Here is a 14317-nt window from a genome sequence, read left to right as displayed (position 1 = left end):
GGCGGATCAGCCTTCCTGGAGGGTGGTGAGGCCGTGCTCGATGAAGACGGGGACGAGGTCGCCGATGCGGTCGAAGCCGGCGCCGACGGTCTGGCCGAGGGTGTAGCGGTAGTGGATGCCCTCCAGGATCACGGCGAGCTTGAACCAGGCGAAGGCCGTGTACCAGGAGATGGCGGAGGTGTCGCGGCCGGAGCGGAGGGCGTACCGCTCGATCAGCTCGGCGGGGTCCGGGTGGCCGGCGGCCCCGGCGGTCGTGGAGACGGGGGAGTGCGGGAGGTCGAGCTTCGCGCTGTACATCGCGAGCAGCCCGAGGTCCGTCAGCGGATCGCCGAGCGTGGACATCTCCCAGTCGAGGACGGCCTTGATCCGGTCGTCCGCGCCGATCAGGACGTTGTCCAGGCGGTAGTCGCCGTGGACGACGGCCGGGGCCGCGGAGGCGGGCAGGGCGCGGCCGAGCGCGGCGTGCAGCTCGTCGATGCCCGCGAGCTCCCGGTTGCGGGAGGCGTCGAGCTGCTTGCCCCAGCGGCGCAGCTGGCGGTCGAGGAAGCCCTCGGGCCGCCCGAAGTCGCCGAGCCCCACCTCGGCCGGGTCCACGGCGTGCAGCTCGACGAGCGTGTCGACCAGGCCGAGGACGGCCTCGCGGGTGCGCTCGGGGCCGAGCGGGGCGAGCTGTTCGGCGGAGCGGTACGGGGTGCCGTCGACGAACTCCATGACGTAGAAGGGCGCCCCGAGGACGGACTCGTCCTCGCAGAGGAGCACGGTCTCCGGGACGGGCACGGCCGTCGTGTGCAGGGCGCTGATCACGCGGTGCTCGCGCTTCATGTCGTGCGCGGTGGCGAGGACATGACCGAGCGGAGGCCGGCGTACCACCCAGCGGTCTGTGCCGTCGGAGACGACGTACGTCAGGTTCGACCGGCCGCCCTCGATCAGCCGGGCGTCGAGCGGGCCGCGCACGAGTCCCGGCCGTTCCCGGTCGAGGAATCCGCGCAGCTGCTCGGGGTCGAGACCTGGTGGCGGAGCTGAACTCATCGTGCGTACCTCCGGGGACGGGAGAGCGGGTCGGCGTTCATGATGACCGACCAGTCGGTATGTCGTCCAGGGTGGGGCGGGGACTGAGGGGCGCCGATAGGGGAAAAGGAGAGGCAGAGCTCTGGCACCGGATCTGATCCATGAATAGAGTTCACATATGAATCCAGCGCTGCTTGTCGAGGACGTCCGGCTGACCCCGATCCTGATCGCCGACCCGCCGCTGCTCAACACCCAGGGCGTCCACCAGCCCTTCACGCCCCGCCTGATCGTCGAGGTGGTGACGCGGGGCGGGGTGGTCGGCCTCGGCGAGACGTACGGCGACGGGAAGTACCTGGAGCTCGCCCGGCCGCTGGCCGAGGCGCTCCCGGGACAGTCGGTCACGGACGTGAACGGCCTGTTCGGGCTGGCCGAGCGGGTGTGCGGCGACTCGCGGGCCGTGGACGAGCGGGTCGACGCGGGCGGCCTGCGCGGGGTCCAGACCGCCGACAAGCTCCGCCTCTCCGTCGTCTCGGCCTTCGAGGTCGCCTGTCTGGACGCGCTCGGCAAGACCCTCGGCCTGCCCGTGCACGCGCTGCTCGGCGGCAAGGTCCGCGACTCCGTCGAGTACAGCGCGTACCTCTTCTACAAGTACGCAGGGACCGACGACTGGGGCGCGGCCCTCGACCCGGCCGGCATCGTCGCGCAGGCCCGCCGCTTCGACGGCGCGTACGGCTTCCGGTCCTTCAAGCTCAAGGGCGGGGTCTTCCCGCCCGACCAGGAGATCGCCGCGATCCGGGCCCTCGCCGAGGAGTTCCCCGGCCGGCCGCTCCGGCTCGACCCCAACGGCGCCTGGTCCACGGAGACCTCGCTCGACGTGGCGCGCGAACTGAAGGACGTCCTGGAGTACCTGGAGGACCCGGCGACCGGCACGGACGCCATGGCCCACATCGCGGCCCGCACGGACGTGCCGCTCGCGACCAACATGTGCGTGACGACCTTCGAGGAGGTCCCCGAGGCCTTCGCCGAGAACGCGGTACGGATCGTCCTCTGCGACCACCACTACTGGGGCGGGCTGCACCGCACCCGCGAACTGGCCGCGCTCTGCCGTACGTACGGCGTCGGGCTCTCCATGCACTCCAACACCCACCTCGGCATCAGCCTCGCGGCCATGACCCAGGTGGCCGCGACACTGCCCCGCCTCGACCACGCCTGCGACACCCACTACCCGTGGCAGACCGAGGACGTCGTCACCACCCGCCCCGCGTTCCGGGACGGGCACCTCGCGGTCTCCGACGCGCCCGGCCTCGGCGTCGAACTGGACCGCGCCGCACTCGCCGCCCTGCACCGCCGCTGGCTCGACGACGACGGCACCCACCGCGACCGCGACGACGCGGCGGCGCTGCGCAGGCTGCGGCCGTAGGAGGCCCGGGGCTCAGGAGACCTGGGACTCAGGGACTCGGGAGGGTGAGCGGCTGCGTGTTGTCCCCGGACGCGGGTCTGCTTCCCGGTATTACCCGCGCGCGGTGACGCCCCGCCAGGTACGGCGGGGCAGACTGTCCGGCCCCTGGGGACGGCCACGGCGGCCCGAAAGGCCCTTCGGGAGCGCGCGCCCGGCCGCCGGGCAGGGCTAGGCGTGGCAGGCCACCGGCACGCCGCCGTTCATCGCCGCCATGTCCCCGAAGACCGTCACCGGGTCCAGCGGCGAACCCTCCGGCAGGCCACTCAACTCCGCGTACGCGCGGTGCAGGTTGGCCACCAGACGCTCGCTCTCCCGCCAGGCGGCGAACTCCCCGAGGTCCGCCTCGCGCGCCGTCTCCAGGGGCGTCGCGCCCTTCGCGTACCCCTCGTGGGCCAGTTCGGCCACCCACCGCAGATACCGCTCCGTCGCGTCGTACGCGGACGGGTCCGTCACGGGCCCGTGCCCCGGCACCACCGTCGGCGCGTCCAGAGAGCGCAGCAGGCCGAGGGCGCGCAGCGAGCCCGCCAGCGAACCCATCGGCAGGAACGGCGTCCCGCCCTGGAAGACCAGGTCCCCGGTGAACACCACGCCCCGCTCCGGGACATGGACGATCGAGTCGCCGGTGGTGTGCGCGGGACCCGGGTGCAGCACCCGCACCTCCAGCTCGCCCACGTACAGGGTCAGCCGTTCGCTGTACGTGAGTGAGGGCGGGGTCACCTCCACCGCGCCGAAGTCCGTCTGCGGCCAGATCAGATGGAGCTGGCGGCCGACGGCGATCTGCTCGGCCCGGCAGCTGTCGTGGCCGACGACCCGCGCCTCGGGCGCGAACACCCCGTTGCCGTAGGTGTGGTCGCCGTGATGGTGGGTCGAGACGATGGTCCGGGGGAGCGGCAGCCCCTCGGCGAGCACCGCCGCGCGCAGCAGGCGGGCGCGGCGCTCGGTGGCGGCCGTGTCCACGAGCAGGGTCTCGTGGGCGTCGCCCAGGAACCCGGCGTTGTTCAGGCACCAGCCGCCGTCGGGCTGGACGAAGGCGAACACGTCCGGCGCGAGCGCGACGACATAAGGCTCGAAGGCGGACGCGTGGGATGTGACGTGGGCGTTGGAGTGCGCGTGGGCATTGGCGTTGGCGTTGGCGGACAAGATGACCCCCGGACGACGAGAACGGGCCCGAACTGACAGGTGGCAGCCTGCCAGTCGGGCCCGGTCCGGGGAAACTCAGTGGTCGTCCCAGTGCCCGTCGTGCGCCGCGTGCCGGTGCCCGTCGTGCGCGTAGTCGACGTGGTCGCCGTGGGCCACCGCCTCGTGCCCGCACGCCGGCCCGTGCTGGTGCGTGTGCCCGTCGTGCGACTGGTGCCGCGTCCGCTCGCACTCGTCCCAGTGGCCGTCGTGCTCCCGGTGGAGATGCCCGTCGTGGGCGTAGTCCACGTGCCCCTCGTGCTCGACGGCCGGATGCCCGCAGGCCGGGCCGTGGTCGTGCTCGTGGGTGGGGTGCTCTTGGTGGAGAAGGGTCATGACATCGCCTCTGTGGGGGTGTGATGTGACGTGGTTCAGGTTAGCCCTGAATGTCCGAGTCGTCCTGGTTCCACCCCTGTGCGTCGGCGAACGCCTCCCCGTACTCCGCCGCCCACCGCCCCAGCGCCTCGATCGGCCCCAGGAGCGTCCGCCCCAGGCCGGTCAGCGCGTACTCCACACGGGGTGGCGACTCGTCGTAGACCCGCCGCTCCACCAGGGCGTACCCCTCAAGCCGGCGCAGCGTCTCGGTGAGCACCTTGGCGCTGATCCCACCGATCCCGGCCCGAAGCTCACGAGGGCGCAGGGGCCCCTCGGCCAGGGCGTACAGGACCACGGCGTTCCAGGTGTTCGCGAGCAGGTCGAAGCCCAGCCGGGCCCGACAGTCGGCGAGCAGCCGCTCGGTCACCTCGGCCCCCGCCCCACGCACCGATCGGTAACCGAGGGCCCCTCTAGCGTCGTTCGCATCGCTCCACACGACCACAGGGAGGCGCGCATGCGCATCGGAATTCTCGGTACGGGGAACATGGCCGAGGCACTCGGCGGACAGTGGGCCCGGGCCGGCCACGAGATCCTCGTCGGCGGCCGGACGGCGGCCGGGGCGGACGCCCTCGCCGCACGGATCGGCGCCCACGCGGGCAGCCTCCGCGACGCGGCCCGGTTCGGCGACGCGGCCCTCCTCGCCCTCCCGTACGACGCCGTGCTCGACGTCCTCGCGGGCGTCGGCGCGCTGCCGGGCGACCCGGTCCTCATCGACTGCACCAACGCGATCGGACCGGGTCTCGTCCTCACCACCGGCCACGGCCCCGGCGCCGCCCGGACCATCGCGGCCGCCACCGGCGCCCGCGTGGTGAAGGCCTTCAACCACGTCACGCCCGCCGTCTGGGCCCGAACGCCACCCGTCTTCGCCGACGGCCGGCTCACCGTCCCGCTCTGCGGCGACGACGAGCAGGCACTGGCCCTCGTCGCCACGCTGGTGAAAGACCTGGGCTGCGTCCCGCTCGTCGTCGGCCCGCTCGGCCGCGCCGACCTCCTGGAGGCCGCCACCGCCTTCCTGATCGGCCTCTGGCACGCCGGTCAGGACCCACGCACCCTGCTCCCTCCGCCGGCGGCGCTGGCTGGCTGACCAGGCGCGCTGCCGCTCTGCCGGGGGTATCCGGCTTGCGGGGGACGGGGGGCGCAGTGATCGTTCGGGGTATGAAGGCGATCAGCTACAGCCGGTACGGCGGCCCCGAGGTGCTCGAGTACGGCGATCGGCCCGACCCGAAGGTCGGCCCGGACGACGTGCTCGTCAAGGTACGGGCGGCGGCCGTGAACCCCGTCGACTGGAAGGCCCAGGCCGGCTACCTGGACGGGATGATCGACGCCGTCTTCCCGGTGATCCCCGGCTGGGACGTCTCCGGCGTCGTCGTCCAGCCCGGCGTCTCCGTCACCGAGTTCACCGTCGGTGACGAGGTCATGGGCTACGTCCGCGAGGACTTCCTCTCCCGGGGAACCTTCGCGGAGTACGTCGCCGCCCCCGTCCGTACGCTCGCCCGCAAGCCCCGCACCGTGGGCTTCGAGGAGTCCGCAGCCCTCCCGCTGGCCGGGCTCACCGCCTACCAGGTGCTCCACCAGGCCCTCACCGTCCGCCAGGGCGACACGGTCCTGGTGCACGCGGCGGCCGGCGGAGTCGGCTCCATGGCCGTCCAGATCGCCCGCCACCTCGGCTGCCGGGTCATCGGCGCGGTGCGCGAGGGCGGCCAGGAGCGGGTCGAGGAACTGGGCGGCGAGCCCGTCGTCTACGACGAGCACACCTTCGTCGACCAGGTCCGCTCCCTCGCGCCCGACGGCGTGGACGCGGCCTTCGACACCATCGGCGGCACCTTCCTCAAGAAGACCGCGGACGTCCTGGCCCCCGAGGGCCGCCTGGCCTCCATCGCGGACGGCGAGGTGATCGGCCTGGGCGGCCGCTACTTCTGGGTCCGCCCGGACTCCGAGGACCTCGCCGCGCTCGCCCGTCTGGTCGACGAGGGCGTGCTCTCCGTACGGGTCGCCCGGTCCTTCCCCCTGGAAGAGGCCGCCGACGCCCAGCGCGCCAACCAGGAGGGCGGCCTCCAGGGCAAGGTCGTCGTCACGGTGGCCTGGCCGGACTAGAGGCACCCAGCTCCCCTACAGAACCACCGCCACCGCGAGCGCTGCGAGGGCCACCGTGCACGCCGTCGCGAGCAGTGCGCCCCGGCGCGAGAGCGGGCTCGGCCGGGCCGCGTCCAGGGTGTGGATGCGGCGGTGGGCGACCGCGAGGAAGCCGACCCAGACCAGCGCCACCCCGGCGGCGCCCGCCACCCCCGCCGCCGTGATCTCGTCCGTGATCGCCGACTTCGCGGCAAGCACCGCCACGATCGTGCAGGTCAGCGTCGTACGGCGCCACGCGAGCCGGGTCCGTTCCGGCTGCAGCCCCGGATCCCGGACGGGCGCCGCCCCCTCGGTCACCGGCCGGCCCAGCCGAAGAGGATGACCACCACCATCACCACGGCCACCAGGGCCACCGCGAGGCTCAGCACCGTCGGGAACCGCGACACCGGCAGGTCCTCCCCGCGCCGCATCGCCCGCTCGCACCGCACCCAGTGGTTCACCGCCCGCAGCGCGCACAGCACGCCCGCCGCCAGCAGCGCGAGCGCGAGCCCGACGCGTACGCCCCAGCGCAGGTCCGGCAGGAACTGGTCGACGGCGAACCCGCCACCCACGAGCGCGAGCGCGGTCCGGATCCAGGCGAGGAAGGTGCGCTCGTTGGCGAGCGAGAACCGGTAGTCCGGAGTCTCGCCCTCGTCACGGATCCGCTGCGGCGCGAACCACAGGCGCAGACTCTGCACGAAGTCACTCACCCGGGCACCTTAACCGCGGTGCGCGCGGAGCCGTTCGTACGCGGCCAGGCCGTCCGGCACCCACGCCCACTCGCCGAGCCGCGCGACCACCTCCGCCTCGGGCAGGAAGGCGTGCCAGGCGACCTCCTCCACCTGCGGGTCCACCGGCAGCTCGCACCGCACCTCGTACACCGCCGACCACCACTTCCCGGCGACGCCCCCGGAGTCGTACAGGAACCGGAAGAGCGGCTCGGGGCGTGGCAGACCGGAGACGCCGAGCTCCTCCTCGGCCTCGCGCAGCGCCGCGTCGTCGTACGACTCGCCGGCGCCGACGACCCCGCCGACGAACATGTCGTACATCGACGGGTAGACCAGCTTCCCGGGCGTCCGCCGGTGCACGAAGATCCGGCCCTCGGCGTCCCTTGCCTGGATGAAGACGCAGCGATGGATCAGGCCCCGCGCGTACACCTCGCCGCGCGGGGCCTGCCCGATCACCTCGTCGTGCTCGTCGACGACGTCCAGGATCTCTTCGGCGGGGTTCATACCCCCATCAGATCACTGCCCCATGACGTACTTCACCGTCGGCCCGGTCGTCCAGCCGCCGTCCACGGCCAGCTCCGCGCCCGTCACGTAGGAGGCCGCGTCCGAGAGCAGGAAGACCACCGCGCCGGCGATCTCGTCGGGCTCCCCGACCCGCCCCATCGGGGTGTTGGGGTACTTCCCCTCACCCTTCTCGATGCCGACCCCGGCGGTCATCGGGGTGTACGTCATGCCCGGGTGGACCGAGTTGACGCGGATCCGCGCCGTGCCCAGCTCCACCGCGCCGATCTTCGTCAGCCCGCGTACGCCCCACTTCGAGGCGCCGTAGCCGGCGGTGAGCGCGAGGCCCATCAGGCCGGCGGCCGAGGAGATGTTGACGATCGAGCCGCCGCCGGCCTCCTTCATCGCCGGGATCGCGGCCTTCATGCCGATGAAGACACCGGTCAGGTTGATGTCGAGCACCCGGCGGAAGTTCTCCACGGACTCGGTCTCCAGGAAGGCGCCGCTGGATATCCCGGCGTTGTTCACCAGTCCGTGCAGCCCGCCGAACTCGGCGACCGCGTACGCGACGGCCGCCGCCCACGCCTCCTCGGAGGTCACGTCGTGGTGGAGGAAGCGCGCCCGCTCGCCCAGCTCGGCCGCGGTCGCCTTGCCCTCGTCGTCGAGCACGTCGGTGATCACGACGTTCGCCCCGGCGGCGACGGCCTGCCGCGCGGCCTCGGCGCCCAGGCCGCGGGCGCCTCCGGTGATGAGGACGGTCTTGCCGGTGAGGTCGTGGAGGCGGGGGTTCTCGGTCATGAGAGGTCCTTTCGGATCGAGGGCATCGAGGGCGGCGGCGGAGCTTGCAGCAGGGCCGTCGTGGTCTGGACGAGGTCGGCGAGGAAGAGCTCCTCGTCCGTCAGCGGAACGGTGCCGTCGAGGTACTGCCGGGCCCGGTCGGCCATGGCGGCGCCGACGACGGTGAGCGCCAGGTCGAGCCGTTCGAGCAGGAGAGCCTCAGGAAGACCGGGCAGGCCAGGCCGGCCAGGCAGGCCGGTCGAACCGGTCAGACAGGCCTCGACCCGCTCGATCAGCCGCCAGTACACCGTGCCGTCGAGCGTGGGATGCGGCGTGCGGGTGCGCACCCCGCTCTCGTGGCTGAGCTGGGCGGAGATCCGCAGACAGCGGCGGCCGCGCTCGGTGCGCAGCTCGCTCGCCTCGGCGCCGATCAGGGCCCTGAGCAGCGCGTGCGGCTCGTCGGGCGCCTCGGCGAGGAGCGGTTCGAGGACCTGCTCCGTACGTCTCTGGCGGCCGGCCATCACCGCGTCGAGCAGGCCCGCCCGCGAGCCGAAGTGGTACTGCACGGCCGACGGGTTGCTCTGGCCCGCGAGGGCCACGATGTCCCGCAGCTGGGCGCCGTCGACGCCCTGCGCGGCGAAGAGTTCCTCCGCCGCGCGGATCAGTTTGTCCCGGGTCTCGGGCCCTGACGTCCTCGCCATGCCCACCATATTAATGCTCGACATTAGAAAAGGGGAGGGGCGTGCACGCGGTCCGCACGGTCCGGACGGTTGACTCGATACATTCGTGTATCCAAGATTCGGTCCATGTCGTACGACGCTGATGTGATCGTGATCGGGGCCGGCCTCGCCGGCCTGGTGGCCACCGCCGAACTCGTGGACGCCGGGCGGAGCGTCATCCTGCTCGACCAGGAGCCCGAACAGTCCCTGGGCGGCCAGGCCCACTGGTCCTTCGGCGGCCTCTTCCTCGTCGACTCGCCCGAGCAGCGCAGGCTGCGCATCAAGGACAGCCACGAGCTCGCCCTCCAGGACTGGTTCGGCACGGCCGGCTTCGACCGCCCCGAGGACCACTGGCCGCGGAAGTGGGCCGAGGCGTACGTCGACTTCGCGGCCGGCGAGAAGCGGTCCTGGCTGCACGCGCGCGGGGTGCGGTTCTTCCCCGTCGTGGGCTGGGCCGAGCGCGGCGGGTACGACGCGACCGGGCACGGCAACTCGGTGCCCCGCTTCCACATCACCTGGGGTACGGGACCCGGCCTCGTCGCCCCCTTCGAGCAACGCGTGCGCGAGGGCGTGGCCCGCGGCCTCGTCCAGTTCCGCTTCCGGCACCGGGTCACCGCCCTCGGATCCACGGCCGGCGCCGTGGACACGGTCAGCGGCGAGATCCTGGAGCCGTCCGGCGCCGAGCGCGGCACCGCGAGCAGCCGGGAGGTGACCGGCTCCTTCGCGCTCCGGGCGCAGGCGGTGATCGTCACCTCGGGTGGCATCGGCGGCAACCACGACCTCGTACGCAAGCAGTGGCCCGACCGCCTCGGCACCCCGCCCGCGAAGCTGCTCTCCGGAGTCCCCGCCCACGTCGACGGACTGATGCTCGGCATCACCGAGGAGGCCGGGGCGCGCCACATCAACCGCGACCGGATGTGGCACTACACCGAGGGCATCGAGAACTGGAACCCGATCTGGGCCAAGCACGGCATCCGCATCCTGCCCGGCCCGTCCTCGCTCTGGCTGGACGCGCGCGGCCGCCGGCTGCCCGTCCCGCTCTTCCCCGGCTTCGACACCCTCGGCACGCTCGAACACATCATGCGGACCGGCCACGACCACACCTGGTTCGTGCTCGACCGGCGCATCATCGGCAAGGAGTTCGCCCTCTCGGGCTCCGAGCAGAACCCTGACCTCACCGGCAAGTCGATCCGCGACGTCATCGGCCGCGCCCGCGCGGACGTACCGGGCCCGGTGCAGGCGTTCATGGACCACGGCGTCGACTTCGTCGTCGAGAACGACCTGGCCGCCCTCGTCCGGGGCATGAACGCCCTCACGGACGAGCCCCTGATCGACGAGGCGGAGCTGCGCCGCGAGATCACGGCGAGGGACCGCGAGATCGCCAACCCCTTCACCAAGGACCTCCAGGTCACGGCGATCCGGGGCGCGCGCAAGTACCTGGGCGACAAGCTGATCCGTACGGCGTCCCCGCACCGGATCCTGGACCCCAAGGCCGGTCCGCTGATCGCCGTACGCCTGAACATCCTCACCCGGAAGTCGCTCGGCGGCCTGGAGACCGACCTGTCGTCGCGGGTACTCCGGGAGGGCGGCGAGGTACTGGAGGGGGTGTACGCGGCCGGCGAGGCGGCTGGCTTCGGCGGCGGAGGCGTCCACGGCTACCGCTCCCTGGAGGGCACCTTCCTCGGCGGCTGCATCTTCTCGGGCCGGGCGGCGGGCCGGGCGGCGGCCAAGGCGTTGGGGTAGGCGGAGGCGGAGGCGGTGGGCTGGGCGTACCCGATGGGGTCGTCCGGCCCTCAGACCTCCCCGAGGCGCCGCACGACCCGGAACCGCTCCGCGACCGCCATCGTCGCGTCGGTCACGGTGAACTCCGGGTCGCCGAGGAACTCCCGCATCGCGGCGCCGTGCCAGAACCCGTTGTGGGCGGTTCGCCACTCGGCGACGGTCGTGTACCCCTCGCCCTCGTCGATCGCGAACCGGAGGTCGATCTCCCCGACCGGCAGGACCCGTACCTCCGTGGTCTCCACGACCGCGACGGGCCGCTCGGCCGAGTCCACCAGGGCCCAGCGCTCGCCGACACGCGGCAACTCCTCGCCCGCCGCCTCGTACTCCACCACGAGGCCGGTCGTCGAGGTCTTGTCGCCGGAGAGGACCGCGGCCACGAGCGTGTCGCGCAGCGGGCCGGGGAAGGCGAGCTCGAACGGCTTGAGGGAGGCGGGGTCGTCGAACGTCTCTTCCATGCCCGTCAGTGTGGCACGGCTCACTCGCCGACCCCTTCGTGGCGCCGGTCGCCCCCAACTCACCATGAGGGCATGGAGACAGGCATCGCACTGCCCCAGTACGGAACGCACGCCCGCCCCGAGACGATCGCCGGCTTCGCCCGCGACGCCGAGGAAGCGGGCTTCGACTCCTTCTGGGTGGGGGACCGTTCGCTCGCCCCGGTCGCACCGAGCGACATCTACCCGGGCCACACCCCCGAGAACCCGTACCCCCAGGAGTACCGGACGTTCCTCGACCCGCTCACCGTCCTGACGGTCGCCGCCACCGCCACCCGGCGGGCCCGGCTCGGCATGTCCACCCTCAACGCCCCCTGGTATCCGCCCCTGTTGCTCGCCCGCAGCCTCACCTCGCTCGACGGGCTGAGCGGCGGCCGGCTCGACGTCGGCCTGGGCATCGGCTGGCTCCGCGACGAGTACACCGCGGTCAACGCCGACTTCGGGCGGCGCGGCGCCCACCTCGACGAGATCCTCGACATCCTCGGGGGCATCTGGACCGAGGAGGAGTTCGGCCACAAGGGCCCGCACTGGACGATCCCCCGCGCGTACGTCGGCCTCCGCCCCGCCCAGCCCGCCGGGCCCCCGGTCTACCTCGGCGGCTTCAGCCCGGCCGCGCTGCGCCGCGTCGGCCGGCGCGCGGCCGGCTGGGTCGGCGCGGTCCTGCCGCCGGAGGCCGCCGCGGGCCTCTGGGAGATCGCCCGCCGCGCCGCGGACGAGGCCGGCCGGGACCCCGACGCGCTGCGCCGCCACATCCGGTTCAACGCCACCCCGGACATGACGGCCGACACCGTAGCCGCCGTTCTGGCGGGTGTCCGGGCCACCGGAGCGGACTCCTGCTTCGTCGACTTCCAGCAGGCGACCCGCGAACCCGAAGAGGCCCTGGAACTGGGCCGGAACGTACTGAACCGGATCAGGAACGCCTGAGCGGCGATCCGGACCCGGTCCCGTACGGAGGGGGAGTGCGGCGGCTACAACACCAGCGACAGCAGCAGCACGAAGACGATCCCGACGACCGAGATGATCGTCTCCATCACCGACCAGGTCTTGATCGTCTGGCCGACGGTCATGCCGAAGTACTCCTTCACCAGCCAGAAACCGGCGTCGTTCACATGGCTGAAGAAGAGCGAGCCCGCGCCGATCGCGAGGACGAGCAGCGCCGTCTCGCTCGTGCCCATGCCCTCGGCGAGCGGGGCCACGAGCCCGGCCGCCGAGATCGTCGCCACGGTGGCGGAACCGGTCGCGAGGCGGATCGCCACCGCGATCAGCCAGGCGAGGAGCAGCGCCGGGATCGACCAGTTCTCGGAGAAGTCCAGGATCATCTGGCCGACGCCCACGTCGATCAGGGTCTGCTTGAAGCCACCGCCCGCGCCGACGATCATCAGGACGCCCGCGATCGGGGCGAGGGACTTCTCGACGGTGGTGGAGAGCCGCTGCTTGGTGAACCCGGCCGCGCGGCCCAGCGTGAACATGCCCACGAGCACGGCCGCGAGCAGCGCGATGAGCGGCGAGCCGATGACGTCGGTGACCTTCTGCAGCCCGTTGCCGGGGTTGTCCACGACGATGTCGACGAGCGCCTTGACCAGCATCAGGACGACGGGCAGCAGGACGGTCGCGACGGTGGCGCCGAAGCCGGGACGCTTCTCCAGGTCCTCCGAGGGACGCGTGGGGATCATGTTCTCGGGGGCCGGGATGTCGACCCAGCGGGCCGCGTACCGGGAGAACAGCGGACCGGCGATGATCACGGTCGGTATCGCGACCAGGACGCCGAGGGCGAGCGTGACACCGAGGTTGGCGCCGAGCGCGTCGATGGCGACCAGCGGGCCGGGGTGCGGCGGTATGAGCCCGTGCATGACGGACAGACCGGCGAGGGCGGGTATGCCGATCCGCATCAGCGAGTAGTTGCCGCGCTTGGCGACGAGCAGCACCACCGGGATCAGCAGGACGATGCCGACCTCGAAGAAGAGCGGCAGCCCGATGACGGAGGCGATGAGGACCATCGCCCAGGGCATCGCCCGCCCGCTCGCCCTGGCGAGGATCGTGTCGACGATCTGGTCCGCGCCGCCGGAGTCGGCGAGCAGCTTGCCGAGGATCGCGCCGAGCGCGATCAGCACGCCCACACCCGCGACGGTCTTGCCGAGACCGGTGGTGAACGAGTCGATCGTCGCCGCGAGCGGCGCACCGGCGAAGGCACCGAGCGCCAGCGAGCCGATCGTCAGGGCCAGGAAGGCGTGCAGCTTGAACTTGGTGATGAGCAGGACGATGACGGCGATACCCGCGAGCACGGCGAAGCCCAGCTGGGCGTTGCCGGCCGAGGTGATCGGCTCGACGGCGTCCGCTGCCAGCATCTCGACGCTGAGACTGGTCACGGTGGTTCCTTACGGGGACGGGGGCGAGGGGGAACGAGGGGGGCGACGCCGGGGGCTGCCGCCGAGGGACCGACGTACAGGTGGCGCACGCCGGGTCGGCGTACGGGGGTGACGCCGAGGGGAGTCGGGTTTCGGGGTGACGCCGCGAGGAGTCGGTCTTCGGGTTACGCCGAGCAAGCCGACGTACGCGATGCGCCGTCAGCCGACCAGGCGGCCCAGCGCCGCGACCGCGCGGGCCGCGATCTCCTCCGGTGAGCCGGAGACGTCGACGGCGACGCCCGCCTCGTCGTCGCCCAGCGGCTGGAGCGTGGCGAACTGGGAGTCGAGCAGGGCCGTCGGCATGAAGTGGCCCTTGCGCTCGGCCATCCGCCCCTCGATCAGCTCGCGGTCGCCGGTCAGATGGAGGAAGACCACGCCCGGGGCGGCCGCCCGCAGCCGGTCCCGGTAGATCCGCTTCAGCGCGGAGCTGCTCACCACCCCGCCGAGCCCTTCCCGGCCGTGCGCCCAGCGCCCGATCGCGTCGAGCCAGGGGCCGCGGTCGGCGTCGTCCAGCGGGACGCCGGCCGACATCTTGGCGACGTTCGCCGCCGGGTGGAAGTCGTCGCCCTCGGCATAGGGGACGCCGAGGGCGTCCGCGACCAGCGGGCCGATGGTCGTCTTGCCGGTGCCGGCGACGCCCATCACGACGACGACCCGGGGGACCGTCGGGGAGGTGGTGCTCATGGGGTGGTGCCTCGCTGTCTTCTTCGACATCGATCCGTCGCGCTCATGAAACCCATTGGGTACGACGTATTCAAGGGTCTGTGACATTAAAGTCATACTT

At 72.5% G+C, this 14317-nt stretch carries 17 protein-coding genes; 5 read left to right on the top strand and 12 right to left on the bottom strand.

The features are described from left to right. Positions 1–6: 6 nt before the first annotated feature. Positions 7–1029: a phosphotransferase family protein gene (locus tag ACFWRO_RS14620; RefSeq protein WP_384509439.1), complete on the bottom strand. Its 1023-nt coding sequence runs from the start codon at positions 1027–1029 to the stop codon at positions 7–9. A 157-nt stretch (positions 1030–1186) separates the two neighbouring features. On the opposite strand from ACFWRO_RS14620, the gene ACFWRO_RS14615 reads away from it, so the two are divergent. Next, positions 1187–2428, top strand: coding sequence for a glucarate dehydratase family protein (locus ACFWRO_RS14615; protein ID WP_384509437.1), 1242 nt, complete (start codon positions 1187–1189; stop codon positions 2426–2428). 207 nt (positions 2429–2635) lie between these two features. Here ACFWRO_RS14615 and ACFWRO_RS14610 read toward each other — a convergent pair whose 3' ends face one another. The 3 genes from ACFWRO_RS14610 to ACFWRO_RS14600 form a co-directional block, all read right to left on the bottom strand. After that, a complete protein-coding gene (locus ACFWRO_RS14610; RefSeq protein WP_384509709.1) occupies positions 2636–3505 on the bottom strand; it encodes an MBL fold metallo-hydrolase in 870 nt (289 codons plus the stop codon). A gap of 177 nt (positions 3506–3682) precedes the next feature. Continuing rightward, positions 3683–3979 carry a hypothetical protein gene (locus ACFWRO_RS14605; protein ID WP_384509435.1) on the bottom strand — a complete coding sequence of 99 codons (297 nt, stop codon included), beginning with the start codon at positions 3977–3979 and terminating at the stop codon, positions 3683–3685. A 40-nt stretch (positions 3980–4019) separates the two neighbouring features. Beyond that, complete coding sequence (locus ACFWRO_RS14600) at positions 4020–4385, bottom strand: winged helix-turn-helix transcriptional regulator (protein ID WP_384509432.1); 366 nt, start codon at positions 4383–4385, stop codon at positions 4020–4022. A gap of 87 nt (positions 4386–4472) precedes the next feature. On the opposite strand from ACFWRO_RS14600, the gene ACFWRO_RS14595 reads away from it, so the two are divergent. After that, positions 4473–5102 carry an NADPH-dependent F420 reductase gene (locus tag ACFWRO_RS14595; protein ID WP_384509429.1) on the top strand — a complete coding sequence of 210 codons (630 nt, stop codon included), beginning with the start codon at positions 4473–4475 and terminating at the stop codon, positions 5100–5102. Positions 5103–5173: 71 nt separating this feature from the next. Next, entirely contained in the window at positions 5174–6112 is a 939-nt protein-coding gene (locus tag ACFWRO_RS14590) for an NADP-dependent oxidoreductase (protein WP_384509426.1), read from the top strand. Positions 6113–6127: 15 nt separating this feature from the next. Here ACFWRO_RS14590 and ACFWRO_RS14585 read toward each other — a convergent pair whose 3' ends face one another. Genes ACFWRO_RS14585 through ACFWRO_RS14565 form a run of 5 tightly spaced genes read right to left on the bottom strand, consistent with a single transcriptional unit; the run spans position 6128 to position 8837 of the window. Next, positions 6128–6448 (bottom strand): DUF202 domain-containing protein, encoded by a 321-nt coding sequence (locus ACFWRO_RS14585; protein WP_384509423.1) that lies wholly within the window; start codon positions 6446–6448, stop codon positions 6128–6130. Further along, positions 6445–6840, bottom strand: a complete 396-nt coding sequence (locus ACFWRO_RS14580; RefSeq protein WP_362004361.1) for a DUF202 domain-containing protein — start codon at positions 6838–6840, stop codon at positions 6445–6447. The genes ACFWRO_RS14585 and ACFWRO_RS14580 overlap by 4 nt, the downstream gene beginning before the upstream one ends. Before the next feature lie 9 nt (positions 6841–6849). After that, complete coding sequence (locus ACFWRO_RS14575) at positions 6850–7362, bottom strand: NUDIX hydrolase (RefSeq protein ID WP_384509418.1); 513 nt, start codon at positions 7360–7362, stop codon at positions 6850–6852. A gap of 12 nt (positions 7363–7374) precedes the next feature. Continuing rightward, on the bottom strand, positions 7375–8157 hold the full coding sequence (locus ACFWRO_RS14570) for a glucose 1-dehydrogenase (RefSeq protein WP_384509416.1): 783 nt from the start codon (positions 8155–8157) through the stop codon (positions 7375–7377). Next, the gene (locus ACFWRO_RS14565; RefSeq protein ID WP_384509413.1) at positions 8154–8837 is read right to left on the bottom strand and encodes a TetR/AcrR family transcriptional regulator; all 684 of its coding nucleotides are present in this window, start codon (positions 8835–8837) and stop codon (positions 8154–8156) included. Before ACFWRO_RS14565 ends, ACFWRO_RS14570 begins: the two co-directional genes overlap by 4 nt. 105 nt (positions 8838–8942) lie before the next feature. Here ACFWRO_RS14565 and ACFWRO_RS14560 point away from each other — a divergent pair, with 105 nt between their 5' ends. Continuing rightward, positions 8943–10598, top strand: a complete 1656-nt coding sequence (locus tag ACFWRO_RS14560) for an FAD-binding dehydrogenase (protein ID WP_384509410.1) — start codon at positions 8943–8945, stop codon at positions 10596–10598. A 50-nt stretch (positions 10599–10648) separates the two neighbouring features. Here the strand turns inward: ACFWRO_RS14560 and ACFWRO_RS14555 are convergent, their stop codons facing one another. Then, a complete protein-coding gene (locus ACFWRO_RS14555) occupies positions 10649–11092 on the bottom strand; it encodes an ASCH domain-containing protein (RefSeq protein WP_384509407.1) in 444 nt (147 codons plus the stop codon). Positions 11093–11164: 72 nt separating this feature from the next. On the opposite strand from ACFWRO_RS14555, the gene ACFWRO_RS14550 reads away from it, so the two are divergent. Continuing rightward, positions 11165–12052: a TIGR03619 family F420-dependent LLM class oxidoreductase gene (locus ACFWRO_RS14550; RefSeq protein ID WP_384509404.1), complete on the top strand. Its 888-nt coding sequence runs from the start codon at positions 11165–11167 to the stop codon at positions 12050–12052. Between the two features lie 44 nt (positions 12053–12096). On the opposite strand, the gene ACFWRO_RS14545 is transcribed toward ACFWRO_RS14550, so the two are convergent. Next, a complete protein-coding gene (locus ACFWRO_RS14545) occupies positions 12097–13494 on the bottom strand; it encodes a GntP family permease (protein WP_384509401.1) in 1398 nt (465 codons plus the stop codon). Positions 13495–13692: 198 nt separating this feature from the next. Beyond that, the gene (locus ACFWRO_RS14540) at positions 13693–14217 is read right to left on the bottom strand and encodes a gluconokinase (protein ID WP_384509399.1); all 525 of its coding nucleotides are present in this window, start codon (positions 14215–14217) and stop codon (positions 13693–13695) included. Positions 14218–14317: the final 100 nt, after the last annotated feature.

Source organism: Streptomyces sp. NPDC058579 (assembly GCF_042718575.1).
Taxonomy (GTDB): Bacteria; Actinomycetota; Actinomycetes; order Streptomycetales; family Streptomycetaceae; genus Streptomyces.
Note: the sequence above shows the minus strand (reverse complement) of the source record. Positions and strands in the feature narration are given on the sequence as shown.

Excerpts from the sequence above, each read along its gene's own strand:
- ACFWRO_RS14615 (WP_384509437.1), top strand. The coding sequence starts at position 1,187 with ATGAATCCAGCGCTGCTTGTCGAGGACGTCCGGCTGACCCCGATCCTG.
- ACFWRO_RS14595 (WP_384509429.1), top strand. The coding sequence starts at position 4,473 with ATGCGCATCGGAATTCTCGGTACGGGGAACATGGCCGAGGCACTCGGC.
- ACFWRO_RS14560 (WP_384509410.1), top strand. The coding sequence starts at position 8,943 with ATGTCGTACGACGCTGATGTGATCGTGATCGGGGCCGGCCTCGCCGGC.
- ACFWRO_RS14555 (WP_384509407.1), bottom strand. The coding sequence starts at position 11,092 with ATGGAAGAGACGTTCGACGACCCCGCCTCCCTCAAGCCGTTCGAGCTC.
- ACFWRO_RS14570 (WP_384509416.1), bottom strand. The coding sequence starts at position 8,157 with ATGACCGAGAACCCCCGCCTCCACGACCTCACCGGCAAGACCGTCCTC.
- ACFWRO_RS14590 (WP_384509426.1), top strand. The coding sequence starts at position 5,174 with ATGAAGGCGATCAGCTACAGCCGGTACGGCGGCCCCGAGGTGCTCGAG.
- ACFWRO_RS14550 (WP_384509404.1), top strand. The coding sequence starts at position 11,165 with ATGGAGACAGGCATCGCACTGCCCCAGTACGGAACGCACGCCCGCCCC.
- ACFWRO_RS14565 (WP_384509413.1), bottom strand. The coding sequence starts at position 8,837 with ATGGCGAGGACGTCAGGGCCCGAGACCCGGGACAAACTGATCCGCGCG.
- ACFWRO_RS14540 (WP_384509399.1), bottom strand. The coding sequence starts at position 14,217 with ATGAGCACCACCTCCCCGACGGTCCCCCGGGTCGTCGTCGTGATGGGC.
- ACFWRO_RS14620 (WP_384509439.1), bottom strand. The coding sequence starts at position 1,029 with ATGAGTTCAGCTCCGCCACCAGGTCTCGACCCCGAGCAGCTGCGCGGA.
- ACFWRO_RS14575 (WP_384509418.1), bottom strand. The coding sequence starts at position 7,362 with ATGAACCCCGCCGAAGAGATCCTGGACGTCGTCGACGAGCACGACGAG.
- ACFWRO_RS14605 (WP_384509435.1), bottom strand. The coding sequence starts at position 3,979 with ATGACCCTTCTCCACCAAGAGCACCCCACCCACGAGCACGACCACGGC.